The organism is Pseudomonas sp. IT-347P, from assembly GCF_949768005.1.
Classification (GTDB): domain Bacteria; phylum Pseudomonadota; class Gammaproteobacteria; order Pseudomonadales; family Pseudomonadaceae; genus Aquipseudomonas.
Window position 1 is genome coordinate 1 of record NZ_CATKPQ010000060.1, and the last position, 25442, is coordinate 25442.

Annotated in this window: 23 protein-coding genes; 12 read left to right on the top strand and 11 right to left on the bottom strand. The window is 60.4% G+C overall.

Going from position 1 to position 25442, the window contains the following annotated elements:
* The 6 genes from ACM6IV_RS27005 to ACM6IV_RS27030 all read left to right on the top strand — a co-directional run.
* A partial coding sequence (locus ACM6IV_RS27005) for an RHS repeat-associated core domain-containing protein (protein WP_414872410.1) occupies positions 1-1231 on the top strand: 1231 nt, incomplete at its 5' end.
* Positions 1232-1307: 76 nt separating this feature from the next.
* Positions 1308-3068 (top strand): ATP-binding protein, encoded by a 1761-nt coding sequence (locus tag ACM6IV_RS27010; RefSeq protein ID WP_414872411.1) that lies wholly within the window; start codon positions 1308-1310, stop codon positions 3066-3068.
* Positions 3068-4396: a sigma-54-dependent transcriptional regulator gene (locus ACM6IV_RS27015; protein WP_414872412.1), complete on the top strand. Its 1329-nt coding sequence runs from the start codon at positions 3068-3070 to the stop codon at positions 4394-4396. Before ACM6IV_RS27010 ends, ACM6IV_RS27015 begins: the two co-directional genes overlap by 1 nt.
* Before the next feature lie 386 nt (positions 4397-4782).
* Complete coding sequence (locus tag ACM6IV_RS27020; RefSeq protein ID WP_414872413.1) at positions 4783-6102, top strand: MFS transporter; 1320 nt, start codon at positions 4783-4785, stop codon at positions 6100-6102.
* A gap of 381 nt (positions 6103-6483) precedes the next feature.
* On the top strand, positions 6484-6759 hold the full coding sequence (locus tag ACM6IV_RS27025) for a hypothetical protein (protein WP_414872414.1): 276 nt from the start codon (positions 6484-6486) through the stop codon (positions 6757-6759).
* Between the two features lie 260 nt (positions 6760-7019).
* Positions 7020-7649 carry a flavin reductase family protein gene (locus ACM6IV_RS27030; RefSeq protein ID WP_414872415.1) on the top strand — a complete coding sequence of 210 codons (630 nt, stop codon included), beginning with the start codon at positions 7020-7022 and terminating at the stop codon, positions 7647-7649.
* Between the two features lie 4 nt (positions 7650-7653).
* Here the strand turns inward: ACM6IV_RS27030 and ACM6IV_RS27035 are convergent, their stop codons facing one another.
* Complete coding sequence (locus ACM6IV_RS27035; RefSeq protein ID WP_414872416.1) at positions 7654-7896, bottom strand: hypothetical protein; 243 nt, start codon at positions 7894-7896, stop codon at positions 7654-7656.
* A 43-nt stretch (positions 7897-7939) separates the two neighbouring features.
* A complete protein-coding gene (locus ACM6IV_RS27040; protein ID WP_414872417.1) occupies positions 7940-8293 on the bottom strand; it encodes an antibiotic biosynthesis monooxygenase family protein in 354 nt (117 codons plus the stop codon).
* A 338-nt stretch (positions 8294-8631) separates the two neighbouring features.
* Here ACM6IV_RS27040 and ACM6IV_RS27045 point away from each other — a divergent pair, with 338 nt between their 5' ends.
* Entirely contained in the window at positions 8632-9561 is a 930-nt protein-coding gene (locus ACM6IV_RS27045) for an AraC family transcriptional regulator N-terminal domain-containing protein (RefSeq protein ID WP_414872418.1), read from the top strand.
* 189 nt (positions 9562-9750) lie between these two features.
* Here ACM6IV_RS27045 and ACM6IV_RS27050 read toward each other — a convergent pair whose 3' ends face one another.
* The 6 genes from ACM6IV_RS27050 to ACM6IV_RS27075 all read right to left on the bottom strand — a co-directional run bounded on the left by ACM6IV_RS27050 (position 9751) and on the right by ACM6IV_RS27075 (position 17174).
* Complete coding sequence (locus tag ACM6IV_RS27050; protein WP_414872419.1) at positions 9751-10806, bottom strand: ABC transporter ATP-binding protein; 1056 nt, start codon at positions 10804-10806, stop codon at positions 9751-9753.
* A 13-nt stretch (positions 10807-10819) separates the two neighbouring features.
* Complete coding sequence (locus ACM6IV_RS27055) at positions 10820-11668, bottom strand: ABC transporter permease (protein WP_123466328.1); 849 nt, start codon at positions 11666-11668, stop codon at positions 10820-10822.
* Complete coding sequence (locus tag ACM6IV_RS27060; RefSeq protein ID WP_414872420.1) at positions 11665-12573, bottom strand: ABC transporter permease; 909 nt, start codon at positions 12571-12573, stop codon at positions 11665-11667. Before ACM6IV_RS27060 ends, ACM6IV_RS27055 begins: the two co-directional genes overlap by 4 nt.
* A 194-nt stretch (positions 12574-12767) precedes the next feature.
* A complete protein-coding gene (locus tag ACM6IV_RS27065) occupies positions 12768-13871 on the bottom strand; it encodes an extracellular solute-binding protein (RefSeq protein WP_414872421.1) in 1104 nt (367 codons plus the stop codon).
* A gap of 217 nt (positions 13872-14088) precedes the next feature.
* Positions 14089-15540, bottom strand: a complete 1452-nt coding sequence (locus tag ACM6IV_RS27070) for an aldehyde dehydrogenase family protein (RefSeq protein WP_414872422.1) — start codon at positions 15538-15540, stop codon at positions 14089-14091.
* Positions 15537-17174 (bottom strand): 5-guanidino-2-oxopentanoate decarboxylase, encoded by a 1638-nt coding sequence (locus tag ACM6IV_RS27075; protein WP_414872423.1) that lies wholly within the window; start codon positions 17172-17174, stop codon positions 15537-15539. The genes ACM6IV_RS27070 and ACM6IV_RS27075 overlap by 4 nt, the downstream gene beginning before the upstream one ends.
* Before the next feature lie 138 nt (positions 17175-17312).
* Between ACM6IV_RS27075 and ACM6IV_RS27080 the strand changes: the two genes are divergently transcribed.
* Positions 17313-18194 carry a LysR substrate-binding domain-containing protein gene (locus ACM6IV_RS27080; RefSeq protein ID WP_414872424.1) on the top strand — a complete coding sequence of 294 codons (882 nt, stop codon included), beginning with the start codon at positions 17313-17315 and terminating at the stop codon, positions 18192-18194.
* Positions 18195-18403: 209 nt separating this feature from the next.
* Here the strand turns inward: ACM6IV_RS27080 and ACM6IV_RS27085 are convergent, their stop codons facing one another.
* Positions 18404-19018, bottom strand: a complete 615-nt coding sequence (locus tag ACM6IV_RS27085) for an NAD(P)-dependent oxidoreductase (RefSeq protein ID WP_414872425.1) — start codon at positions 19016-19018, stop codon at positions 18404-18406.
* A 45-nt stretch (positions 19019-19063) separates the two neighbouring features.
* Positions 19064-19942: an MBL fold metallo-hydrolase gene (locus ACM6IV_RS27090; protein WP_414872426.1), complete on the bottom strand. Its 879-nt coding sequence runs from the start codon at positions 19940-19942 to the stop codon at positions 19064-19066.
* 114 nt (positions 19943-20056) lie between these two features.
* On the opposite strand from ACM6IV_RS27090, the gene ACM6IV_RS27095 reads away from it, so the two are divergent.
* Both ACM6IV_RS27095 and ACM6IV_RS27100 read left to right on the top strand, forming a co-directional pair.
* Positions 20057-20962, top strand: a complete 906-nt coding sequence (locus ACM6IV_RS27095; RefSeq protein WP_414872427.1) for a LysR family transcriptional regulator — start codon at positions 20057-20059, stop codon at positions 20960-20962.
* A gap of 221 nt (positions 20963-21183) precedes the next feature.
* On the top strand, positions 21184-21360 hold the full coding sequence (locus ACM6IV_RS27100) for a hypothetical protein (protein ID WP_008085463.1): 177 nt from the start codon (positions 21184-21186) through the stop codon (positions 21358-21360).
* A gap of 136 nt (positions 21361-21496) precedes the next feature.
* On the opposite strand, the gene ACM6IV_RS27105 is transcribed toward ACM6IV_RS27100, so the two are convergent.
* The gene (locus ACM6IV_RS27105) at positions 21497-22381 is read right to left on the bottom strand and encodes a helix-turn-helix domain-containing protein (protein ID WP_414872428.1); all 885 of its coding nucleotides are present in this window, start codon (positions 22379-22381) and stop codon (positions 21497-21499) included.
* Positions 22382-22558: 177 nt separating this feature from the next.
* On the opposite strand from ACM6IV_RS27105, the gene pobA reads away from it, so the two are divergent.
* Positions 22559-23752 carry a 4-hydroxybenzoate 3-monooxygenase gene (gene pobA / locus ACM6IV_RS27110; protein WP_414872429.1) on the top strand — a complete coding sequence of 398 codons (1194 nt, stop codon included), beginning with the start codon at positions 22559-22561 and terminating at the stop codon, positions 23750-23752.
* Between the two features lie 79 nt (positions 23753-23831).
* Positions 23832-25349 carry an MDR family MFS transporter gene (locus tag ACM6IV_RS27115; RefSeq protein ID WP_414872430.1) on the top strand — a complete coding sequence of 506 codons (1518 nt, stop codon included), beginning with the start codon at positions 23832-23834 and terminating at the stop codon, positions 25347-25349.
* The last annotated feature ends 93 nt before the right edge of the window (positions 25350-25442 follow it).

Sequence of the window (25442 nt, forward strand, 5' to 3'; positions counted from 1 at the left end):
GCCTGCGGCTGTCGAGAACAATCAGCTGCGCTACAGCCTCGACGACCACCTCGGCTCATGCACGCTGGAGCTGGATCAGAACGCGCACATGATCAGCCACGAAGGCTATTACCCGTTCGGCGCGACGGCGTGGATGATCGAAAAACCGGAGACCGGAATCAGCTACAAATTCATCCGTTATTCGGGCAAGGAGATGGATGTCAGCGGGCTGTATTACTACGGCGCGAGGTACTACGCGCCGTGGTTGCAGCGCTGGATCAGTCCTGATCCGGCGGGGGATGTGGATGGGTTGAATCTGTACGGGTTCGTGCGCAACAACCCCATGACTTATGTCGACCCGACAGGCAGCGTCTCAGAGAAAGCCCAACCGAAGAGCGGAGGAGCTCTGGCCTTTATCACCGGAAATACTCCCAACGAGCGAATGCTGAATCGAATAGCCTTCCATTCCGATCTCCTTTCAGCCGTTGATATGGCTGTCAGGGATGTCCGGACGCAAATACTCAATCATCGATCCGAGAAAAACAGCAGGGTATCAACCGCGAAGCGAACCGGTTTTTTCCTTGCGGAAAAAGGCGTATCTAACGGGGTCAGCATAGGATTGAGTGCAGCCGGAACAGCATTGGGAATCCCCGCTGGCCCGCTCGGAATGCTGATCGGCGGAACGCTTGGTTTCGTGGTCGGAAAAGCCGTGAGCAAAACGACAAAAGCGATCGGCGAAGAAACCGGCTTGAAAACTTCCATCAGTCTGCAACCGGATCGACTGAAAGGATCCAAGCTGGTAAAACAAATGCAGGCTGATCGAGATCTCCTCTCTAGCGTAAAAGGCATCGCTGATTACAATCCGTCTACTTCCGAAGGACGCCAAAAGATCAAAGAGGGCGCCGTCACCGTTGCCAAGGACGGGGCACTGACCGTGGCGGGCAAGATTCCTTACGTCGGACCGGCGGTCAAGGCGGTTCCAGACACCATTGATCTCTTGAAGGAAGTGAACAGAATCGGAGTTGATCTGACCGAGGATGAGGTGACCGCACTGGATGCCGACATAACCGGCATGATGAATATGCTGCAGGGCGGCTCGGAACGTTTAATCGAAATGGTCAAGACCAGCGGTAACTCTGATAGCGTGAAACGCATTGAACGCATTGAACGCAAAACCGCCAAACGAATTAATCTGCTGCGAGACTTGCGAACAGTCCTTCATTCCAAATCGTCCACGTTCACTGCTGTGTAAAAAGGTGATGACTTAGCTCTTGGCCCGAACAGCGGGCATGGTAATGTGCCTGCCCGCCTCCATTCCTGCGCCCAGCATGCTGCCGACTTCCCGTACCCTGCGTTTGTCGTTGTACACCTTGCTGATCATCGCCGGCACGGTTGCTGCCGCGACGCTTGCCATCCGCCACGCCGAACGTCAGGCGCTGGAGGAAGACGCCGCTCGCGCCAACCAGCAACTGGCGTTGTACGCCAACTCCCTGCACACCCTCATAGATCGCTACCGCGCCCTGCCCGCCGTACTGGCGCTCGATCCGCAACTGCGCTCGGCACTGGCCGGTCCGGTAGATGCCGGGCAACAAGCCGCGCTCAATCTCAAACTGGAAAAGATCAACGGCGCGGCGCAGTCCTCGACCCTTGAACTGCTTGATCACACTGGTCTCGCCGTGGCCGCAAGTAACTGGCGGCTGCCGAGCAGTTACGTCGGCCACAATTACGGTTTCCGCCCGTACTTCAGTCAGACCCGCACCCAAGGCACCGGGCGTTTTTACGCGGTGGGCGTGACCAGCGGCATTCCCGGTTACTTCCTCTCCAGCGCGGTACTCGGCGATAACGACGAGTTCCTCGGCGCGATGGTGGTCAAGCTGGAATTCCCCGAACTGGAACGCGAGTGGAGCCAAGGCAACGACACCCTGCTGGTCAGCGATGCGCGCGGGATCATCTTCATCGCCAATCAGCCCGGCTGGCGCTATCGCGCACTGCGGCCCTTGAGCGCCCGCGACATGGATGAAATCAAAGCCACCCGGCAGTACGACAAGCAGTCGCTGCTACCATTGACCCACTTATCGTTGCGCCGCTTCGATGACAACAGCGATCTGCGCCGCGTTGAAGGCCCGCAAGGCACAGCGGATTATCTGTGGGAATCGCTGCCCCTGAGCACCGAAGGCTGGACCCTGCACCTGCTGCGCCATCCGCAAGTAGCGTTCGAAGACCTGCGCAACGCCGCGCTGGCCGCTGCCGGCGTGTGGCTGGCGCTGGTGTTTCTGTTGCTGTTTCTCAACCAGCGCTGGCGCCTGTCGAAAATCCGCCAGCGCAACCGCGCAGAACTTGAGCAATTGGTGGAAGAACGCACCCGCGATTTGCGCACCGCGCAGGACGGTCTGGTGCAATCGGCCAAGCTCGCTGCGCTCGGCCAGATGTCCGCCGCACTGGCCCATGAAATCAATCAGCCGTTGACCGCTCAGCGCATGCAACTGGCAACCCTGCGCCTGCTGCTCGACCATGGCCGTGTCGACGATGCCTATAAAGCGCTGAAACCGGTGGACGAAATGCTCACGCGCATGGCTGCCCTCACCGGCCACCTCAAGACCTTCGCGCGCAAGAGTCCAAGCGGCCTGCGCGAGCGCCTGGACCTGGCGACGGTGGTCGATCAGTCCTTGCAGTTGCTTGATGCGCGACTGCGCGATGAACAAGTCAGTCTGGTCCTGCACCTGACCCGTCCGGCGTGGGTGCGGGGTGATGCGATCCGTCTCGAACAGGTGCTGATCAACCTGCTGCGCAACGCCCTCGATGCGATGCAAGGCAAACCGTGCAAGCGTCTGGAGATCCGCCTGCAAGCCGATGAACAACTGTGGCGTCTGAGCGTCAGCGACAATGGCGGCGGAATAGCCGAAGCTCATCTGGGCCAGGTGTTCGACCCGTTCTTCACCACCAAACCGGTGGGCGACGGTCTGGGTCTGGGCCTGGCGGTATCCTTCGCTATCGTGCATGAATCCGGCGGACGTCTGAGCGTTGAAAATGGCGACAGTGGCGCAGTGTTCAGCCTGACTTTGCCGATCGATCTGGAGGCACACATCTGATGCTCAACTCGGTGATGGTAGTCGATGACGAAAGCAGCATTCGCAACGCCGTCGAGCAGTGGCTGAGCCTGTCGGGGTTTGAGGTGCAGCTGTTCAGCCGCGCCGAAGAATGCCTCGCCGCCCTGCCCGCGCACTTTGCCGGGGTGATCCTCAGCGACGTGCGCATGCCCGGCATGGGCGGCCTGGCGTTATTGGCCGAAGTGCAGAAACGCGACGCTGACCTGCCGGTGATTCTGCTCACCGGTCATGGCGATGTTCCGATGGCCGTCGAGGCGATGCGTGACGGCGCCTATGACTTTCTGGAAAAACCGTTCAGCCCGGAAACCCTGCTCGGCAGCTTGCGCCGGGCGCTGGACAAACGCCGGCTGATTCTGGAAAACCGCGCGTTGCACGAACAGGCCGACAACCGCGCGAAGCTTGATGCGACGTTGCTCGGCGTGTCCCGTGGCTTGCAGATATTGCGTCGACAAGTACTGGATCTGGCGGCATTGCCGGTCAATGTGTTGATCCGTGGCGAAACCGGCAGCGGCAAGGAACTGGTTGCGCGTTGCCTGCATGATTTCGGCCCGCGCGCGGCCAAGCCGTTTGTGGCACTGAACTGCGCGGCGATTCCTGAGCAGTTGTTCGAGGCGGAGTTGTTTGGGCACGAGAGCGGCGCGTTCACCGGGGCTTCGGGCAAACGCATCGGCAAGCTGGAATACGCCGATGGCGGCACGTTGTTTCTCGATGAAATCGAAAGCATGCCGCTGGCGCAACAGGTGAAATTGCTGCGCGTGTTACAGGAACAGAAGCTTGAACGGCTGGGTTCCAATCAGAGCATTCGCGTTGACCTGCGCATCGTCGCTGCGACCAAACCCGACCTGCTCGATGAAGCCCGGGCCGGACGTTTTCGCGAAGATCTGGCCTATCGCCTGAACGTCGCCGAACTGCGTTTGCCGCCGCTGCGCGATCGTCGTGAAGACATTCCGTTGCTGTTCGAAACCTTCGCTCAAAATGCCGCTGCCCGCTTGGGCCGCATGTTTCCCCCCTTGAGTGGTGCGCAACTGAGTCATCTGCTCAGCCACGACTGGCCGGGCAATGTGCGCGAACTGGCGAACGTTGCCGAGCGTCAGGTGTTGGGGCTGGATGAACCGGTGCAGGGTATCGACCCGGGCCAGTCCCTCGCTGCGCAGCAAGAAGCCTTCGAAGCTCAATGCCTGCGTGCCGCCCTGACCCGGCACAAGGGCGATGTGAAAGCGGTGCTTGAAGAACTGCAACTGCCGCGCCGCACGTTCAATGAAAAGATGCAGCGGCATGGGTTGAGTCGGGAGATGTTTCTGAGCGAGTGAGTCGGGCTTGGGATTTTCTGTGTGGCTGAGATCTTTTCCCCCTCACCCCAGCCCTCTCCCCCAAGGGGGCGAGGGGGAAAGGGAGCCGATCGTCATGCTTTTTTAAATTCGCATTCGGCTCGGCATCTCAGGTCGAAGTACTTCGAGCAAACCACTCGGTCAGTCCCCTCTCCCTCCGGGAGAGGGCCAGGGTGAGGGGCTTTTGACTTTCGCCCCAATGAGCGGAAATCCGCTCACACAATTCAATCCATCGGCACAAAACCGCTCACCCAATCCCGCCACCCCCTCTAAACCGGCCCTCTCCCCATTGGCACACCTCCTGCTATAGCCCCAGCAGGCTGCGTTTCGACGCGCTCCACAAAAACAATTAAATGAAGGATCCTTCAATGGATAACTCCAACGCCCTGCCACTTGGGTCGGCTGCTGCGCCCGCCAAAGAAAGAACCACCGCCAGCCGGATCAAATCGATCTTCAGCGGTTCCGTCGGCAACATGGTCGAGTGGTACGACTGGTATGTGTATGCCGCCTTCTCGCTGTACTTTGCCAAAACCTTTTTCCCGGCCGGTTCCTCCACTGCGCAACTGATGAACATCGCCGCCATCTTCGCTGTGGGCTTTCTGATGCGCCCGATCGGTGGCTGGCTGATGGGGATGTACGCTGACAAGGTCGGACGCAAGAAAGCCCTGATGGCCTCGGTCTACCTGATGTGCTTCGGCTCGCTGCTGATCGCCCTCAGCCCGAACTACGAAACCATCGGCATCGGCGCGCCGATCCTGCTGGTGTTCGCCCGTCTGCTGCAGGGCCTGTCGGTCGGTGGCGAATACGGCACCTCGGCGACCTACCTGTCGGAAATGGCGAACAAGGAGCGTCGCGGCTTCTTCTCCAGCTTCCAGTACGTCACCCTGATTTCCGGCCAGCTCCTCGCGCTGGGCGTACTGATCGTGCTGCAGAACGTGCTGACCACTGAACAGCTGTACGCGTGGGGCTGGCGCATTCCGTTCGCCATCGGCGCGCTGTGTGCGGTCGTGGCGCTGTACCTGCGCCGTGGCATGGAAGAAACCGAGTCGTTCACCAAGAAAGAAAAATCCAAGGAAAGCGCGATGCGCACCTTGCTGCGCCACCCCAAAGAGCTGTTGACCGTGGTCGGCCTGACCATGGGCGGCACCTTGGCGTTCTACACCTACACCACTTATATGCAGAAGTATCTGGTGAACACCGTCGGCATGAGCATCTCCGACTCGACCACCATTTCTGCCGCCACGCTGTTCCTGTTCATGTGCCTGCAACCGATCATCGGTGGCCTCTCGGACAAGATCGGTCGGCGTCCCATCCTGATCGCCTTCGGCGTGCTGGGGACGATCTTCACCGTGCCAATCCTGATGACCCTGCACACCATTCAGACCTGGTGGGGCGCGTTCTTCCTGATCATGGCGGCGCTGATCATTGTCAGCGGCTACACCTCGATCAATGCGGTGGTGAAAGCAGAACTGTTCCCGACCGAAATCCGCGCGCTGGGTGTCGGCCTGCCGTACGCACTGACCGTGTCGATCTTCGGCGGCACCGCTGAATACATCGCGCTGTGGTTCAAGAGCATCGGCATGGAAACCGGTTACTACTGGTATGTGACGGCGTGCATCGCAGTGTCGTTGCTGGTGTACATCACCATGAAGGACACCCAGAAGCATTCGCGCATCGTCACTGACTGATCAGATGTTCACAGCCACTGCAATGGTGGCTGTTCTGGCCCTATCGCGAGCAGGCTCACTCCTACCAGGGAAAACATTCCAAATGTAGGAGTGAGCCTGCTCGCGATCAGGGTCACCACGTTTTCCAGACCTGCATGAAAAATTCCTCACATCCGCCGCAATGCGATTAATCGCTAATTAATGCTGCCCACTCATTCTCCAATCACCTGATCGATGACCTGCGCGACGCTCGCTGCGACGACGAAAGCGAACATTCTGCGCCGCCCTTAATATCAAGTTAATCGATTGTTTTTAGCATTAACTTGCACTTTTTAATCAATTTATTTGGCATTAGCATTAAACCCATGCAGCCACATCGCCAACGAATCTGGAGTAACGAAGATGAAAACCAAACTGATCCTCGCCCTGACCCTTTCCGTACTGGCCGCCAACACCTTCGCTGCCGATGGCTCGGACAAAACCAAGTCCGCTGACTTCATCAACGGCGCGAGCGCCGCCATCGAAACCAGCCACTCGGGCACTTACGCCGCTGATGGTTTCGATAAAACCAGCCTTGGCAAAGCTGTTGCTGCCGACGGTTTCGACAAGACCAACCTGGGCAAAACCGTCGCTGCTGACGGTTTCGATAAAACCGGTACTGCCGCAGCCATCAGCTAAGTATCCGCAGCCCTCCCACAGCCCGGCCTTGGCCGGGCTTAGTCATTTCTGGGAGATGAAGATTTCTGAATTCCACACACCCCCCTTGTAGGAGTGAGCCCGCTCGCGATAGCGGTGTGTCAGCTGATAGATGTCTGACTGACCCACCGCTATCGCGAGCAGGCTCACTCCTACACGGGGATTTGCGTCTGGCTGGAAATATGCGGGGCGTCCTTGCACTATGGCGGCATCCGCAACGCAGCCTGAGGAATTCAACCACCATGCCCGATGACATCCACTTCTACGAACCCGCCAACGGCCACGGGCTGCCCCACGATCCGTTCAACGCCATCGTCGGCCCACGCCCGATCGGCTGGATTTCTTCACAGGATGCCAACGGCCAGTTGAACCTGGCGCCGTACAGCTTCTTCAACGCCTTCAATTACATTCCACCGATCATTGGTTTTTCCAGCGTCGGGCGCAAAGACAGCCTGAACAACATCGAACAGACCGGCGAATTCGTCTGGAACCTCGCCACCCGTCCGCTGGCCGAGCAGATGAACCAGAGCTGCGCGATGGTCGCGCCGCAGGTCAACGAGTTTGAGTTGGCAGGATTGACCACGGCGGCGTCAAAAGTGATTTCAGTGCCACGGGTCGCCGAAAGTCCGGTGTCCTTCGAGTGCAAGGTCACCCAGATCATTCAGTTGCAGCGCGCCGATGGCGAAACCGTGCCGAGCTGGCTGATCCTCGGCGAAGTGGTCGCCGTGCATATCGCCAAGTGGCTGTTGAAGGACGGCATCTACGACACCGCCGCGGCAGAACCGATTCTGCGTGGCGGCGGGCCGGCGGACTATTTCCAGTTGGGGCCTGAGGCCCTGTTCAAGATGTGGCGTCCGGGCGCCAGCAAGTAACGCGTTACCAGATCAACTCGGCGTCATCAGTGACGCCCTTGAGGTTATCCAGTTCATTGATGGCCGCTTCATCGGCGGCAATGGCGCCGGGGAAGATCTGGTCATTCAGCAGTTTGTGAAAGCGTGGTGCACCGCCATCGACCAGGGCCTTGACCGCGATTGCCGCGTGATAGCCCTTGTTGCCGCCCAACTCGACGGGGACGACTGCGGAAACTGCTTCGAAGCGTTCGAACTCTTTACGTGCCATGTCACACATCCCGGCTCAGACAAATAAGCCGGACATTAAACCCTCAACCGACGAGTTTGTGTACCGGCGCCGGACATTGACCGAGGGCTTGCGCCGCCGACACGTCCTTGAAGGTATGGAAGTCGAGGCTGTTGACCACCAGTTCCTGCACCAGCTCGGCGAAGATTTCCATCGCCGGGCTGTTGAAATAGTTGGTCATCATTTGCTGGCTGCTCCAGAACCCGCAGACCAGCCACAACTCCGGATCACACTGCGAATGCTGCAAGGCAAAGCTCAGGCAACCGGGGGCGGCGCGGGACGGCTCGATCAACGCGCTCAGGCGTACACCGAGTTCCGCCGAACGCCCGGCGCGCGCTCGAACGAAGGCCATATGACTGACGGGAATCTGCTTGTACATGTTCAACCCTCCCAGGGAGTCGCGTGGCAGCCGGGGGACGGGCTGCGACAGGATCAAAGGTTAAGGGCCGCACGCCGGCCGCCGTTAGTCGAATCCTGCCGCCGCGTTGCACAATCCTGCGAGACTGCACATAGGACCTGTAACAACCTGTAAAACTGCGTCACAGGGTTGTCATACGGCGTATCAAGCAACTTTGCCGCTGTGCATCCTGCTATGGCTGAGCCCGCCCACAATCCCATGCAGAATCAGGCAAGCATTTCGCAGGATGTGTCTACCGCTGTCGCTTGCACAAACATATGCTTTGCTCCACTCCACCTCCCTTGCCGAGGATGCCGTGCATGACGTCATTCGATCGTTTTCAAGCCGAACCCACAGCTGACATGGAAAAACAGCGCGCGGAACTGGCGGCGATCATCCGCCGCAACACCACTGACGATGGCAGCTACGAGACCGCCATCGGCTCGCTGTTCATGTCGCGTCACACAAAATCCCACGACTTTGCCCCGGTGCTTGCGCAACCGGCACTGTGCATCATGGCGCAGGGGCGCAAAGAGGTACGCCTGGCCGACGAGTTCTTCAACTACGACCCGTTGAATTACCTGGTGGTGTCGGTTTCGATGCCGTTGAGCGGGCGCGTGGTCAATGTCTCGCCGGAAGAACCGATCCTCGCGGTACGCCTGGATATCGACCCGACCGAAATCACCGCACTGATCGCTGACGCAGGTCCCATCGGCGTGCCGACCCGGCCGACCGGGCGTGGTTTGTATGTCGAACAGATCGACAGCTCCATGCTCGATGCGGTGTTGCGTCTGGCCCGTCTGCTCGATGCGCCGAAAGACATCGCGATGCTCGCACCGCTGATTCGCCGGGAGATTCTTTATCGCTTGCTGCGCAGTCCGCAGGGGCATCGTTTGTATGAAATCGCGATCGCCAACAGCCAGAGCCATCGCATCAGTCAGGCGATCAAATGGCTCAACGGCAACTTCGAACAGCCGCTGCGCATCGATGATCTGGCCAGGGAAGTGAACCTCAGCGTGTCGACCTTGCATCACCGTTTCAAGGCGATGACGGCGATGAGTCCGTTGCAGTATCAGAAGCAGTTGCGCCTGCAAGAGGCGCGGCGCTTGATGCTGGCCGAGGGGCTGGAAGCCTCGGCGGCGGGGTATCGCGTCGGGTATGAAAGTCCGTCGCAGTTCAGCCGTGAGTACAGCCGCTTGTTTGGTGCACCGCCGTTGCGGGATCTGGCGCGGTTGCGGCTTTCTGTCTGACCTTTAGAAGCCCCTCACCCTAACCCTCTCCCGGAGGGAGAGGGGACTGATTGCGGGATATTGAAGAAGTACACCGACCTGAAAATGCTTTGCCGAATCCATAATCAACTGGATCTCTCAGGTCGATGGATAGCGCCAGACACCTCGGTCGGCGCCCTCTCCCCTCGGGAGAGGGCTGGGGTGAGGGTCCTACGCCCCCAGCACCCGACACGCCTCCACCGGCAACGTCACCGACACCGGATGACCAACCCCCAACCCGATCCCCTGACACGGCGTGCTTAACGCCGTAAATGTCACACCGGAACACTCCACCGTCGTCTCGATCGTCGCGCCGATATCACGCACGAACGTCACCTTGCCGAGCAGACGATTGCCCGCCGTCGCCTGCGCTGGCGACAGTTGCAGGTCTTCGGGGCGAATCAGCATTTTCACTTTCTGCCCGACGACAATGCTGCTGCAGATCGGCACTTGCAGCGCGTCGCCACCCGGCAGGCTGACCTTGCCATCGCCCAATGCCGTGGCCGGGAAGATGTTGCCCGAGCCGATGAAGTCAGCGACAAACTCATTGGCCGGATGCCGATAGATTTCAATCGGCGTGCCCACCTGCTGCACTTTGTGCTCGCCCAGCACGACGACGATATCCGCCATGGTCATTGCCTCGCGCTGGTCGTGGGTGACCATGATGGTGGTGATGTTCAGACGCTGTTGCAGTTGGCGGATTTCCACCTGCATCGACTCGCGCAACTTGGCGTCGAGCGCCGACAGCGGCTCATCGAGCAGGAGGATTTTCGGGTGCGAAGCAATCGCCCGGGCAATCGCCACGCGCTGCCGCTGACCACCGGAAAGTTTCGCCACCGGACGATCGATCATCGCCTGCAGCTGGATCAGCTCCAGCAATTCCACCACGCGCTTGTGCTGATCAGCTTTGCTGACGCCGCGCAGCTTCAGCGGGTAGGCGATGTTCTCGCCGACGGTCATGTGCGGGAACAGCGCCAGCGACTGGAACACCATGCCGAAGTTGCGCAGGTGCGCCGGTGTCTGGCCGATGTCCTCGCCGTCCAGGCGAATCTCGCCGCCGCTGAGGGTTTCCAGCCCGGCGATCATCCGCAGCAAGGTGGTTTTGCCGCAGCCGGACGGGCCGAGGAAACACACCAGTTTGCCTTCCGGCAAATGCAGGTTGACGTCTTGTACCGCGCACGCCGAGCCGTAGAATTTCTCGACGTTTTCCAGAATCAGACCAGTCATGTTGCACCTCAAATCAAAAGGAAACGCCGCCCTCGCCCACCAGCTTCTCCAGCGCCCAGATCAGGACGAAGTCGATCAGCACGATCAGCACGGCAAACGAGAACACGGTAGGGTCGAGCGATGACACGGTGCGGCTGTACATCCAGATCGGCACGGTCATGACGTCGATGGTGTAGAGGAAATAGGTCACGGTGAATTCGTTGAACGAGACGATGAACGCCAGCAGCATCCCCGCCAGAATCCCCGACTTCATCAACGGCACCACCACATCGACGATGGCCCGCAGCGGCGAAGCGCCGAGCATCCGCGCCGCTTCCTCGACTTCACTGCCAATGGAAAGCATCGCCGCGGTGCAGTTTTTCACCACAAACGGCAACGCCAGAATCACGTGGGCAATCACCAGCCGCGAGGTGGTCAGGTGGAACGGCAGGCTGTCGAACACCAGCAGCAACGCCAGGCCCAATACCACCATCGGGAACACCAGCGGCAGCGACATCAGTTGCAGCGCCACCGCTTTGCCACGGAACTCGCAACGGGTCAGCGCATACGCGGCGGGCACCGCGATCAGTGTGGCGAAGACCATGGTCAGACACGACACCAACAGGCTCGTGGCCATGGCCTGACCGAGGCTGAGCACGTCGCTGGCATCCGGCGACACGAAGGTGTGCCAGGCCGCCTTGTACCATTGCAGGCTGTAGCTGCTCGGCGGGAAGTCGAGATTCGATGCGCCGCTGAACGACATCACGATCATGGTCAGGATCGGCAACACCGCCAGCAGCAGAATGAACCCGGAGAGGATGCCGGCGAACTTGCCGGTGTCGCCGGGCAGCAGCGCCATGCGCTTCTTGGTCAGGGCACTCATTGCGAAGCCTCCAGCAGACGCCGACGACGGCCAGTGATGTATTCGGACAGGGTCATGATCGCCAGCGTGGTGACAATCAGCACCACCCCGGCCGCCGAGGCGGCAGGCCAGTTCATCAGCGGCGCGATCTGGTCATGCACCATCACCGCCAGCATCGGCACACGCCGGCCCCCGAGCAGCAGCGGTACAACGAAACTGCTGGCGTTGTAAGCGAACACCAGCGTCGCGCCGGTGATGATCCCCGGCAGGCTCATCGGCAACACCACTTGCCGGAACACCTGAAAACGACTGGCGCCGAGGGTCGCCGCGGCCTCTTCGTAACTGCGAGCGACGCCGCGCATGGCACTGGCAATCGGCAGCACGGCGAGCGGAAACGCAGTCTGCACCAGGCCCATCAACACGCCGTTCTGGTTGTACAGCAACATGATGGGCCGCTTTATCAGACCCAGCCCCATCAGCGTCTGATTGAGCATGCCGCCGGGGCCGAGAATCACCAGCCAGCCGTAGCTTTGCAGCAGCAGATTGACCAGCAACGGCAGCAGCACGGCGGCGAGGAAAATCCGTCGCAGCAACGGCGAGGTCAGCCGCGACATTGTGTAGGCCACCGGGATCGCCAACAGCACGGCAATCACCGCGCTGATCAGCGCCAGACGCAAAGTCAGCAGCAAGGATTTCAGGTAATACGGTTCGAGCAACTGGGCGTAACTGGCCAGGCTGAAACCGCTCCACTCCGCGCCTTTGCTGCCGACGCTCATACGCAGCACCAACAGGCTGGCGGCGATCAGCACACTTAGAAACAGCATCGACGGCGTGAGGAAAAACCACGCCCGCGCGGTCGGCGAAATACCGCGCGCCGGACGCGCGGTGGCAGTACCGACCGGTTGGGTCAGGGATTGATGTTCCATAGCAATGATCTCGTCAATGGAAAGCAACTGACAAACTCAGGACGTGAGGCAACGGGGGTCTAATGTGGGAGCGGGCTTGCTCGCGAAAGCGGTGGTTCAGTCAGCAACAATGTCGACTGACAGATTGCATTCGCGAGCAAGCCCGCTCCCACATTTGATTTGTGGTGCTCTCAAGGCCTGTGCTCGGCTCTCGGTCAGGAAGAAAAGATTTCCGTATAGCGACGAATCCATTGGTCATGCACGGTGGCCAGGAAGGCGTTGTCGTGCATGATCGCCTTCTCGGCAATCTGCTCCGGCGTAAGGATGTACGGGCTCTTGCGTGCTTCGGCGGAGATGATCGCCTTGGCGTTGACCGGGCCGTTGAAGATGTCTTCGGCCATCTTGCCTTGCACCAACGGATCGAGAGAGTGATCGATAAACGCGTAGGCCAGGTCGGTGTCGCCCGGGCGATTCTTCGGCATCACCGAGAGCATCAGGTCGGTGTAGAAACCCTCTTTCATGCCGAACGTAGCGCCGAGACCATAGTTCGGATCGCGAATCTGCTTGGGGAAAAATGCCGGTGCATAGAGGCCACCCATGTCCAGCGAACCGGTGCGAAACAGTTCGGCAATCTGGTTCGGATTTTCGCCCAGCGTCACCACGCGATCCTTGAGTTCGGCGAGTTTCCTGAAGCCCGGCTCGATGTTGTGTTCGTCACCGCCGGCGAGTTTCGCGGCGATGATGATCAGGTCCATGGCCTCGGTCCAGTTCGGCGGCGGCAGGAAAATGTTCGGCGCCAGATCGGCCTCCCACAACGCGGCGTAACTGTTCGGCGCTTCCTTCTGCGTGCGGGTGCTGTAGACCAGACTGTTGCACCACAACAGGTAACCGATACCGTGACCATTGGCGCCGGTGCGGTATTTCTCCGGGACGTCGATCAGGTTGGGAATACGGTTGAGGTCGGGTTTTTCCAGCAATCCGGCAGCGGCCAGACCTTCGGCACCGACGCCTGCCAACGTGATGATGTCGTACTGCGGACGATCACCACCGGCCTTGAGTTTGGCGACCATTTCCGACGTGCTGCCGGTACGGTCGGCGATGACCTTGGCGCCGGTCTTGGCTTCGAACGTTGCCGCGATATTGCGCAGTGCGGCGAGGCCGGTGTCATCCGACCAGGTCAGCAAGCGCAGGGTCTTGCCGGCGAACCGCGTGTCACTGGCGCTCGCCCGGATGAAGGGCATGCTCATGGCCGCCGCAGCCACCGAGGCCACGCCGACGGTTTTAATGAATTGACGCCTGTTCAGATCGTGCTCGCCCATGACGGACTCCCTTTGTTCTTTTAAGTATGAGGTTGGTCGCAACCGTTGCATCCGCGCGGCCGGATCCGCTGCAGGCCTTGTTTTAAAAGGCCTGCAGCGCTGCCGACGGGTTCATCCTGAGGTCGTGCAAAACACCTGACTATCGATAAAAACTCATTGAAGCCATGACGCCGACGCATGCCTCGTTGCGAGGCGTGCACTCACCTTTTTCGGGCGTTCAGAGCGCCCGGATCACGTGTTTGATTTCCTGAAAAGCGGCCAGGCCCCACGGCCCCAATTCGCGGCCGATGCTGCTCTGCTTGTAACCGCCCCACGCCGTTTGCGGGAAGATCACTTGCGGCGCGTTGAGCCACACCAGCCCCGCCTGCAGGGCGTTGGCGACCCGCTCGGCGGTCTCGGCGTTACGCGTCACCACACTGGCGACCAGGCCGAATTGGCTGTCGTTGGCCAGGGCAATTGCCTCGGCTTCGCTGCTGAAACTGCGCACGCACAGCACCGGGCCAAAAATCTCCTCGCACCACAGCGCACTGTCGAGGGGCACTTCGGTGAACACGGTCGGCTGCAAAAAATAGCCGCGTGGCAGATCCGCCGGACGATTGCCGCCGCACACCAGCTTCGCGCCAGCGCTGAGACCCCGGTCGATGTGACCGAGCACGCGCTGGTATTGCGCCTGATTGACCAGTGCGCCCATCTCCACGTCCGGGTCGAACGGATCCGCCACGCGAATCGCTTGCGCGCGCTTTTGCAGACGCTCAAGGAATTCATCGGCCAGCTCTTCGGCCACCAGCACGCGGCTGGTGGCCGAGCACATCTGCCCGGCATTGAAGAAACCACCGCCGCACGCCAGTTCGACCGCCAGTTCCAGATCCGCATCTTCGAGCACCAGCAACGATGATTTGCCGCCCAGTTCCAGACTCACGCCCTTCACCGTTTCGGCGGCGCGCTGCATCACCTGGACACCGACGGCGTTGCTGCCAGTGAAGGAAATCTTCGCGATACGCGGATCCGCCGACAGTGGCGCACCGACCGCCAGACCGGTGCCGCAAACGACGTTGAACACGCCTTTGGGCAGGCCGGCTTCGGCAATGATCGCCGCCAGTTCCAGCTCTGGCAGCGGGGTGACTTCCGACGGTTTCAGCACCACGCAGCACCCGGCGGCCAGCGCTGGAGCGAGTTTCCACGCGGTGGTAACCATGGGAAAATTCCACGGCACGATCAGCCCGACCACACCGCACGGTTCGCGGCGCAGGCGTGCGCTGAAATCATCGCTGGGCAGCGCCACGTTGCTGTCCTGTCTGGCGTCGAGGCCTTCAGCAAGTTCGGCGTAGTACTCGAACGTGGCAATCACATCGTCGACATCGATGGCCGCTTCGAACTGCGGTTTGCCGTTGTTGCTCGATTGCAGATTCATCAAGTGATCGCGACCGTTGCGTACGCCATTGGCGATGTTGCGCAGGATCGCGCCGCGCTCGGCACCGCTGGTTTGCGACCAGTCCTTGAACGCTGCTGTAGCCGCGGCGACAGCGTGGTCGACTGCTTGCTCGTCACCGCCATTGACCGTGGTCAGCAGTGCTTCGGTGGCCGGGTTGATCACCCGCAGATGCTCGCGACCGGCCGACCATTGGCCATTGATGTAAAGGCCGTCGAGTGTGGTGGGGAAACTGATCATTTGGCCACCGCCTGCATCCACTGGTTCTGGTCGATTTCGATCACGGTCGGACCTTGGCGATCGCTGGCGGCACGCAGCGCAGTGCCCAGTTGTTCCACCGAATTGATCGCCTCGGCGGCGCAACCGAGGGCCTTGGCCACGCCGATGAAATCCGGGGTGTAGATGTCGACACCGACCGGCTCGATGGCGCGGTTGACCATGTATTTCTTGATCTCTTCGTAACCCTGGTTATTCCACAGCAGGACAATCACCGGGGTGCGCGCTTCGACGGCACTGGCCAGTTCCGGCAGGGTAAATTGCAGACCACCGTCCCCGATCAGGCACACCACCGGCGGGCGGGCGCCGTTATCGGATTGTCCACCGAGCCATGCGCCGATCGCTGCCGGCAACGCATAGCCGAGGGTGCCGTAACCGGTCGACGAGTTGAACCAGCGACGCGGCCGCTCCGGGTTGAAGGTGAGGTTGCCGGTGTACACCGGTTGCGTGGAGTCGCCGACAAACACTGCGTTCGGCAATTCGTGCAACACGGTTTCGAGGAAACGGGTTTGCGCCAGGGTCGGTGCATCCCAGGTCGCGGCCAGATCATCACGCAGACGCGCGGCGCGCACCTGGCCCCAATCGTTGCGGCGCTCGGCCAGAGACTTATGCGACAAGGCGCTGAGCAGTGCCTGCGCAGCATTGCGGGAATCGGCAACCAGTGCGACGTGTGGCGGATAGTTGCGCACGGTCTGATCGGCATCGATGTCGATACGCAGCAGCTTGCCGGGAATCTCGAAACCACCGGCGAAGGTCACGTCGTAATCGGTTTCGGCCAGTTCGGTGCCGATCGCCAGCACCACATCGGCGTCGGCGACCAGCGCGCGGGTGGCGACCAGGCTTTGCGTCGAACCGATCAATAGCGGATGCGTCGACGGCAACAGGCCTTTGGCGTTGATGGTCAGCGCTACGGGGGCGTCGAGCAGTTCGGCCAGTTCGGTGAGTTCGGCAGCGGCATCGATCGCACCGCCACCGGCGAGAATCAAGGGACGTTGGGCGCCGGCCAGTAACTCGCTCATGCGGCTGACGGCAGCGGGCGCGGCACCGGCGCGGTCGATGTGGACCGGGACACTGGCGAGCAGCTCATCGGCATCTTCCACCAGCACGTCCAGCGGAATTTCGATGTGCACTGGGCGCGGACGTCCGGCCTGGAACAAGGCGAATGCGCGAGCAAGCACACCGGGCAATTCCGACGCCGACATCAGGGTGTGGGAGAACGCCGCGACACCACCCACCAGTGCGCTCTGGTTCGGCAATTCGTGCAACTTGCCGCGCCCGCCGCCCAGCTGGTTGCGGCTTTGCACGCTGGAGATCACCAGCATCGGGATCGAGTCGGCGTAGGCCTGGCCCATCGCCGTGGTGATGTTGGTCATACCCGGACCGGTAATGATGAAACACACGCCCGGTTTGCCACTGGTGCGCGCATATCCGTCGGCCATGAAACCGGCGCCCTGTTCATGCCGTGGGGTGACATGGTTGATGCTCGAACGGGCCAGCCCGCGATACAGCTCCACGGTGTGCACCCCGGGAATGCCGAACACCTGCTCGACCCCATAACCTTCGAGTAACTTGACCAGTACTTCGCCACACGTTGCCATGTCGATTGCCCTTGTTGTTCGTTTGAGACACAAGGCCCATGCAGGCCTTCAATGGGCTCATTGAACGGTCGACAGGTAGCGGCAACAATCGATTAAAAGTCATACTAGCCATGTCCTCACGTCATACCTTGGATCGCCATGAAACGACTGCCTCCCCTGCCCGCCCTGCATACGTTTCTGATAACCGCGCAGTGCTGCAACTTCACCCGGGCCGCCGAGCAGTTGCACATCACCCAGGGCGCGGTGAGCCGGCAGATCGCCGGGCTGGAAGAGCATCTGGGGTATGAATTGTTCATCCGTCTGGCCCGCGGTCTGGAGCTGACGGCCGAAGGGCGGGAATGGTTGCCACGGGTGGAGAAGGTCTTCGGCCTGATCACTGAGGCCACCGAGCAGATCGGCCTCAAGCGCGAAACCCTGCAACTCAAAGCGCCCAGTTGTGTGATGCGCTGGCTGGTGCCACGGCTGCTGCAATGGCAAAAGGAACGCCCGGATGTACCGGTCAAACTGACCACCACCCTCGCCCATGGCGTCGACTTTCAGCGCGAGCAGTTCGATGCGGCGGTGATCTATGGCACGCCGCCGGACAACTCGTCGACCGCACTGCATCTGTTCGATGAACAACTGACCCCGGTCTGTTCACCGGCGTTGTTGAAAGGCCCGCCGGCACTGTCCGAGCCGGCTGATCTGCAACAGCATCTGTTGTTGCATCCGACCCGCGATATCCACGACTGGAGCGTGTGGCTGACCGCAGCCAAGCTGCAATTGAACAACGTGAACATGGGCCAGCATTTCGAAACGCTGGATCAGGCGATGTCGATGGCGTCGCACGGAACGGGGGTGGCGATTGGTGACTGGTCGTTGATCGGCGACGACTTGCGCGCCGGACGGCTGGTGATGCCGTTTGAATTGAAGGTGAAGACGGGGCTGGCGTATTACGTGGTGGTGCCTGCGGGAACCGAGCCTTCGCCGCCGCTGGAAGAATTGATGATCTGGTTGGTTGAGCAGGCGCATTTGCGGTGAGGCTTTTCCCTCACCCTAACCCTCCCGAAACGTCGGACCGCCCAGAGGGAGAGGGGACTGACCGGGGAATATTGAAGCGGTTCAGCGACCTGAACGATTGGCTTTGAATCCATAATCGACTGGATTTTTCAGGTCGATGTACAACGCCAGACACCTCGGTTGGCCCCCTCTCCCTCCGGGAGAGGGCTGGGGTGAGGGGAAGCTGTAAATCAATAACCAACAGTAAACCGCTGACGCGAATGCTTCGGCGTTTCCACTTCGTCGATCAGGGCAATCGCATAATCAGCAAAGGTGATCCAGCTACGCCCCTCGGCACTGACCAGCAAATGATCCTGACCGACACGGAAACTGCCCGTGCGCTCACCTTCGACAAACTCCGCCGACGGCGACAGGAAGGTCCAGTCCAGGTCCTTTTCCTGACGCAACGCCTCAAGAAACGCCGCACCGGCACTGGCTTCAGCTTTGTACTCGGCCGGGAACCCCGCACTGTCGATTACCCGTGTGTCGTCCGGTAGCAACAACGAACCGGCACCGCCGACCACCAGCAAACGCTTCACGCCCGCCTGCTTGACCGGCCCGACAATCGCCGCCGCAGGCACGGTGGCGAAATGCGCGGCGGTGATCACCACATCGTGACCGGCTATGGCGTCTTGCAGCGCGGCCGAATCCAGCACATCGACATTCTTGCTGAGCACACCGGCACGGGCGCCGATCTTCGAGGTGTCGCGGGCGATCGCGGTGACGCTATGGCCGCGACGCAGGGCTTCTTCCAGCAGTTGGCTACCGGCACGACCGGTGGCCCCAATGATTGCGATCTTGCTCATGACATTCTCCAGTTGGCTTGAGAGTGCTGCGTGTTCAGATTCGGCTTACCACTGCATTTCGCCCTTGGCGACTTTCGCGCTCAGCTCCAGCGAGCTGTCTTCGCCGAGTGTCGGGTAGCGTTTTTTCATCGCCGTGATCAGTGCGGCGGAATCTTTGGCCTTGGCGGTTTCCGCGTCGAAAGCCTTAATGTAGTCGGCGGTGAATTTCACGCTGGCCAGCGAATGGCTGCTGTCACCGAGGTAATGACCGGGCACCACGGTGTCCGGCTTCAGGGTTTCGATCGCGTGCAACGTGTCCAGCCAGTCGGCGTGGGATTGCGCGCTCTGGGTATCGGCCATCCATACGTGGATGTTCTCGGCAACGACGACGCCACCGACCACGGCTTTGAGCGACGGGATCCATACAAAACTGCGATCCGGCTGTTTGCCGTCGAGACCGACGACCTGCAATTTTTGCCCTTCGAGCATCAGGCTGTCGCCCTTGAGCACACCCGGCACGATGGTTTTCGCCGGCACATCGGCGCCCATTTTCGGGCCCCAGAAGGCCAGTTTGCCGGCGACGGTTTTGTTGATGTGATCAACCGTCGGTTGCGAGGCCAGTACCTTGGCCTGCGGGAATGCCTTGGTCAGGGTGTCGAGACCGAAGTAGTAATCCGGGTCGCCATGGCTGATGTAGATCGTGGTCAGTTGCTTGCCACTGGCGCGGATCTTCTGCACCACCTGCTCAGCCTGGGACTTGCCGAATTGCGCATCGACGAGGATCGCGTCTTTCTCGCCGCTGACCAGCACCGAGGTCACCGGGAAAATTGCGTTCGTACCTGGGTTGTAGACGTCGAGGGTCAGGTTGGCAGCCGCTGCATGCGCGGCGAAACCCAGCGAGGCGGTGGCGAGTAGAACGCGTTTGAGGGTGGTGAAGCCGATCATCTGTTGCTCCGGTGTTCGAATGCCGTGCTTGGCGATGGGACAGAGCTTAGTTGCCTGACTCAGTACAAAAAATGCGATGCTTGGACATAGTTTGTTTCTAAAAGCGGGCAAATCATGGATCGTCTCCAAGCAATGCGGGTGTTTGTCACCGTGGTGGATCTGGGCAGCCAGTCGGCAGCGGCCGATCATCTGGACCTGTCGCGGCCGGTGGTGTCACGTTACCTGGCGGAACTGGAAGACTGGGTCGGCGCACGCCTGATGCACCGCACCACGCGCAAGTTGAGCCTGACCGCCGCCGGCAGCGAAATCCTGCCGCGCTGCCGGCAGATGATCGAACTCTCGACGGATATGCAGGCCGCCGTCAGCGAACCCCACGACGCCCCGCGCGGGCTGCTGCGGATCAGCGTCAGCACGTCGTTCGGCCAGGCCCAACTGGCGGATGCGATGGCTGCCTACGTCAAACGCTATCCGGGCGTGAGCATCGATCTGCAGATGCTCGATCGCACGGTGAATCTGGTAGACGAGCGCATCGATCTGGCGATTCGCACCAGCAACGATCTCGACCCCAACCTGATCGCGCGACGCCTGACCGTTTGTCGTTCGGTGGTCTGCGCCGCGCCGGCCTATCTGCAAGAACACCCGGCGCCGTTACAGGTCGAGGAACTGAGTCGCCACAACTGCCTGACTCACTCGTACTTCGGTAAAAGCCTGTGGCATTTCGAGGAGGATGGCGAACCGGTGTCGGTGCCAGTGCAGGGCAATATCAGCGCCAATGAAGCCAGCACGTTACTGCGCGCCACCCTGGCCGGCGCCGGGGTGGCGATGCTGCCGACCTATCAGGCCGGGGTGCATATTCACAGCGGTGAGCTGGTCCGACTGCTGCCCCATGCCGAACCGCGCCAGATGAGCATCTATGCGGTGTACGCCTCACGCAAGCACATGCCGGCGGCGCTGCGCAGCATGCTGGATTTTCTGGTAGAGCGCTTTCCCGAGCATCCGCAATGGGACGTTGATCTGTAAACCCGACACCCTGTGGGAGCGGGCTTGCTCGCGAATGCGTTGGGTCAGTCGACTGATTCGCTGAATGACCCACCGCATTCGCGAGCAAGCCCGCTCCCACATGGGGTTTATCAGTGTTCTGAATGACGGGGTACATCCTCAAGCGCACTCGCTGGCAACTCCCCACCGCTGACCTATGCTGAAAGTAATACCGCAGGGTATGTCGTTCAGAGGTCTACGCCATGAACATCAAAACAAGAAGGTACTTCGCGATTTTCATTACCTGCGCCGCCACGCTGGCGCTGTACGGCACCGCGGCCTGGCGGGTCGAACAGCTGCGACAGCTGCCGCGCGAGTACGCGAGCTGCAACTTCGAGCGCTGCATTCCGCACAATGCCACGCTGAACGCGTTGCGCTGATTTATACGGGCTGGAATGCGACCCTGTGGGAGCGAGCTTGCTCGCGAATGCATTGTGTCAATCACCATTAATGGTGGCTGATACACCGCATTCGCGAGCAAGCTCGCTCCCACAGTTTTTGGCGGCGTTTATGAGATTAATGCTCCGCCTTGAGTCGGTCGCGGAAAGCCTTTGGCGAAATCCCCACCCGGCGCCGGAACAGGCGCGTGAAGTTGGTTGGATCGGAAAACCCCAACAGCTCCGACATTTCATAAATCGTCATGCTGGTGTAGGTCAGCAAGCGCTTGGCCTCCAGCAACTGCCGCTCATGCATGATCTGCAACGCCGGCTGTCCCGCCAGCTCTCGACAAGTGCCATTGAGGTGCGACACCGAAATCCCCAGTCGATGCGCCAGGTCTTCGACCTTCACATGCTGGCGATAAGTTTCCTCGACCAACTGAATAAAGCCATTGAGGTACTCGCGCTGACGCTGCGGCCGCTGGCTGGCTTTGTGCCGCACGATCGCCTGACGGCTGACCCAGACCATGATCACGCTGACCAGCGAATGCATGAGCATTTCCCGCGCCGGTTGGTGGCCGTTGTACTCGGCCTGCAGCGCCGAAAACAGGCTGTTGAGGTAATCGCCATCCTGGCCGGCCGGGTAGTTTTCGGCGCTGGCCAGCGCGTGCACTGAATCGCCCAGTTGCGCCTGCAAGTGATTGATCAGCGGTGTAGCGAGGGTAACGATGAACCCTTCGACGTCTTCGGAAAAACGAAAGCCATGCACCGACAACGGTGGCAGCACTTGAATCGCCGGGGTGTCGAGTTGCGTGCATTGCCCTTCGATCTCAAGCTCTGCCTGACCTTTGAAGACGAAGAGCAACTGGCACAAATCAGCATGGCGGTGGGGTTTGATTTCCCACTCATGTTCGCGACTGCGGGAGGAAATGGTTTCACAGTGCAGCAAGTCAGGGGTCGGCCAGTCCAGGCTTTCACCGTAGAGCTTGAACACTGGAATCGAAGGCAGCTCGGGCTTGTTCATCACTTCAATCCAGGCCTCGGGGTTGTGGGCGATAATCGCACCGATTGGCAGAATGTACAGGTATCGGCTCAGTTTTCACCTTCAATTGACAGACCCGCAAGGGAAAAATGCAAGCACTCGATCCATAAAAAACATTCACCGGCGCTTGTCGCGTGAAGCTTGCGAGCCATAAAAACAATGAAAACGCTGAAAACCCAAGTCGCCATTATCGGCGCCGGTCCGTCCGGATTGCTCCTCGGCCAGTTGCTGCACAACGCTGGCATCGACACCCTCATCCTCGAACGCCAGACACCCGATTATGTCCTCGGGCGCATTCGCGCCGGGGTACTTGAACAAGGCATGGTAGAGCTGTTGCGTCAGGCCGGCGTAGGTCAGCGCATGGACGCTGAAGGCCTGGTGCATGGCGGTTTCGATCTGGCCCTGGACGGGCGTCAGGTACACATTGATCTGCACGCACTGACCGGCGGCAAGAACGTGATGATCTACGGTCAGACCGAAGTCACCCGTGACCTGATGGCCGCTCGTCGGGAGGCTGGTGCACCGACGATTTACCAGGCGAAGGATGTCGTTCCTCACGGCATGAAAAGCGACGAAGCTTTTGTCACCTTCGAAAAGGACGGTGAAACCTGGCGCGTCGATTGCGATTACATCGCCGGTTGCGACGGTTTCCATGGCGTCGCCCGACAGTCGATTCCGACCGATTGCCTGAAAGTGTTCGAGCGGGTTTATCCGTTTGGCTGGCTGGGCATTCTGGCCGACACGCCGCCGGTGCATGACGAGTTGGTCTACGCCCGCCATGAACGCGGCTTTGCCTTGTGCAGCATGCGTTCGGCCACCCGCACCCGCTATTACCTGCAAGTACCGGCGGATGAAAACGTCGATGACTGGAGCGATCAGCGCTTTTGGGATGAGTTGAAAAATCGTCTGCCAGTAGAGCTTGCCGAGAAACTGGTCACCGGCCCTTCGATCGAAAAAAGCATCGCGCCGCTGCGCAGTTTTGTCGTTGAGCCGATGCAGTTCGGGCGGATGTTTCTGGTCGGTGACGCCGCGCATATCGTTCCGCCCACCGGCGCCAAGGGTTTGAATCTGGCGGCGAGTGACGTCAGCACGCTGTTCAATATTCTGCTGAAGGTTTACCGCGACGGCCGCACCGATCTGCTCGAGAAGTACTCGGAAATCTGCCTGCGCCGCGTGTGGAAAGCCGAGCGGTTTTCCTGGTGGATGACTTCGATGCTGCACCGTTTCGATGACCATGACGATTTCAGCCAGCGCATCAGCGCCTCGGAACTGGACTACTTTGTCAGTTCAGAAGCGGGGCGAAAAACCATTGCAGAAAATTACGTCGGACTTCCGTACGAGGCTATCGAATAGCTTCCTACCGACTTACACTGGCGAGCATCCCCGCTCGCCTGACGATCTGCGGGACTCTCACTGCCCGCAGGTTTTGCCCGTGACCAATCTCAATCACCCCGAAACGCCCAAACCGGCCATTCGCAGCGTGCTGGTCGCGCTAATGATGGCGATCTTTCTCGGCGCGCTGGATCAAACCATCGTCGCCGTGTCGATGCCGGCCATTTCTGCTCAGTTCAAGGACGTCAGCCTGCTGGCCTGGGTGATTTCCGGGTACATGGTGGCGATGACCGTGGCCGTGCCGATCTACGGCAAGCTCGGTGACTTGTACGGGCGGCGCAAATTGATGCTGTTCGGCATGGGCCTGTTCACCCTCGCCTCACTGTTTTGCGGCATGGCGCAGAGCATGGAGCAACTGGTGCTGGCACGGATCCTTCAGGGCATCGGCGCCGGCGGGATGATCTCGGTGAGTCAGGCGATCATCGGCGACATCGTGCCGCCGCGCGAACGTGGTCGCTATCAGGGTTACTTCAGCAGCATGTACGCGGTGGCCAGTGTTGCCGGTCCCGTACTCGGTGGTTACATGACCGAGTACCTGTCGTGGCGATGGGTGTTTCTGATCAACCTGCCGCTGGGCCTCGGTGCCTGGTGGGTAGCGCGCCGCAACTTGCGCGGACTGCCGATACCGCAGCGTAAACCGGTCATCGACTACCTCGGCACGCTGCTGATGATCATCGGCCTGACCGCCCTGCTGCTGGGCATCACACAGGTCGGTCAGGGCCATTCGTGGCGCAGCAGCGAAGTGCTCGGTCTGTTCGCTTGTGCCGTGGTGGTATTGGCGCTGTTCGTGTGGCACGAACGCCGCGCGCGGGAGCCGTTGCTGCCGATGCACCTGTTCGCCAATCGCAACGCCCTGCTGTGCTGGTGCACGATTTTCTTCACCAGTTTTCAGGCGATTTCGCTGATCGTGCTGATGCCGCTGCGCTTTCAGACCGTCACCGGAGCCGGGGCTGACAGCGCGGCGTTACACTTGCTGCCGCTGGCGATGGGGCTGCCGATTGGTGCGTTCTTCGCTGGCCGGCGCACCTCGATCACCGGGCGCTACAAGCCGCAAATCCTGACGGGTGCCATCCTGATGCCGATTTCGATTCTCGGCATGGCCTTCAGCCCGCCGGAAGCGACGCTGCTCAGCGGCTTGTTCATGCTGCTCAGCGGCATTGCCGGTGGCATGCAGTTCCCGACTTCACTGGTCGGCACACAGAACTCGGTGGAGCAACGCGACATCGGCGTGGCCACCAGCACCACCAACCTGTTTCGCTCTCTCGGCGGCGCAGTGGGTGTGGCGTTGATGTCGGCGTTGTTGCTGGCGTTGCTGCAGGATTCGAGTTTCGCCCATCTGGCGACCAGTTCGCTGATCAGCGAGGGGCACTCGGGCAACGTCCTGCTCGATGGTTTGAACGCCGCACCGGGGGATGCGCAGAACGCTTTGCGTGCGGAGTTGCTGGTGACGTTCCGGCATTTGTTGTGGGTGAGTGCTGCGGTGTCGTTGCTGGGGCTGGCGGCGGCGATTGCCATGCCGAACAACCTGCTGCGCGGGCGCGAGCACGGCGCCACATAACCGCAACACCACAAAACCCTGGGGGAGCGAGCCTGCTCGCGATGCGGTGTGTCAGTCGGCATCATCGTTAAATGACACTCCGCATCGCGAGCA

What these genes read in the sequence shown, in the direction of transcription:
- ACM6IV_RS27010 (WP_414872411.1), top strand. Translation starts at nt 1,308, where the DNA reads ATGCTGCCGACTTCCCGTACCCTGCGTTTGTCGTTGTACACCTTGCTG.
- ACM6IV_RS27015 (WP_414872412.1), top strand. Translation starts at nt 3,068, where the DNA reads ATGCTCAACTCGGTGATGGTAGTCGATGACGAAAGCAGCATTCGCAAC.
- ACM6IV_RS27020 (WP_414872413.1), top strand. Translation starts at nt 4,783, where the DNA reads ATGGATAACTCCAACGCCCTGCCACTTGGGTCGGCTGCTGCGCCCGCC.
- ACM6IV_RS27025 (WP_414872414.1), top strand. Translation starts at nt 6,484, where the DNA reads ATGAAAACCAAACTGATCCTCGCCCTGACCCTTTCCGTACTGGCCGCC.
- ACM6IV_RS27030 (WP_414872415.1), top strand. Translation starts at nt 7,020, where the DNA reads ATGCCCGATGACATCCACTTCTACGAACCCGCCAACGGCCACGGGCTG.
- ACM6IV_RS27035 (WP_414872416.1), bottom strand. Translation starts at nt 7,896, where the DNA reads ATGGCACGTAAAGAGTTCGAACGCTTCGAAGCAGTTTCCGCAGTCGTC.
- ACM6IV_RS27040 (WP_414872417.1), bottom strand. Translation starts at nt 8,293, where the DNA reads ATGTACAAGCAGATTCCCGTCAGTCATATGGCCTTCGTTCGAGCGCGC.
- ACM6IV_RS27045 (WP_414872418.1), top strand. Translation starts at nt 8,632, where the DNA reads ATGACGTCATTCGATCGTTTTCAAGCCGAACCCACAGCTGACATGGAA.
- ACM6IV_RS27050 (WP_414872419.1), bottom strand. Translation starts at nt 10,806, where the DNA reads ATGACTGGTCTGATTCTGGAAAACGTCGAGAAATTCTACGGCTCGGCG.
- ACM6IV_RS27055 (WP_123466328.1), bottom strand. Translation starts at nt 11,668, where the DNA reads ATGAGTGCCCTGACCAAGAAGCGCATGGCGCTGCTGCCCGGCGACACC.
- ACM6IV_RS27060 (WP_414872420.1), bottom strand. Translation starts at nt 12,573, where the DNA reads ATGGAACATCAATCCCTGACCCAACCGGTCGGTACTGCCACCGCGCGT.
- ACM6IV_RS27065 (WP_414872421.1), bottom strand. Translation starts at nt 13,871, where the DNA reads ATGGGCGAGCACGATCTGAACAGGCGTCAATTCATTAAAACCGTCGGC.
- ACM6IV_RS27070 (WP_414872422.1), bottom strand. Translation starts at nt 15,540, where the DNA reads ATGATCAGTTTCCCCACCACACTCGACGGCCTTTACATCAATGGCCAA.
- ACM6IV_RS27075 (WP_414872423.1), bottom strand. Translation starts at nt 17,174, where the DNA reads ATGGCAACGTGTGGCGAAGTACTGGTCAAGTTACTCGAAGGTTATGGG.
- ACM6IV_RS27080 (WP_414872424.1), top strand. Translation starts at nt 17,313, where the DNA reads ATGAAACGACTGCCTCCCCTGCCCGCCCTGCATACGTTTCTGATAACC.
- ACM6IV_RS27085 (WP_414872425.1), bottom strand. Translation starts at nt 19,018, where the DNA reads ATGAGCAAGATCGCAATCATTGGGGCCACCGGTCGTGCCGGTAGCCAA.
- ACM6IV_RS27090 (WP_414872426.1), bottom strand. Translation starts at nt 19,942, where the DNA reads ATGATCGGCTTCACCACCCTCAAACGCGTTCTACTCGCCACCGCCTCG.
- ACM6IV_RS27095 (WP_414872427.1), top strand. Translation starts at nt 20,057, where the DNA reads ATGGATCGTCTCCAAGCAATGCGGGTGTTTGTCACCGTGGTGGATCTG.
- ACM6IV_RS27100 (WP_008085463.1), top strand. Translation starts at nt 21,184, where the DNA reads ATGAACATCAAAACAAGAAGGTACTTCGCGATTTTCATTACCTGCGCC.
- ACM6IV_RS27105 (WP_414872428.1), bottom strand. Translation starts at nt 22,381, where the DNA reads ATGAACAAGCCCGAGCTGCCTTCGATTCCAGTGTTCAAGCTCTACGGT.
- pobA (WP_414872429.1), top strand. Translation starts at nt 22,559, where the DNA reads ATGAAAACGCTGAAAACCCAAGTCGCCATTATCGGCGCCGGTCCGTCC.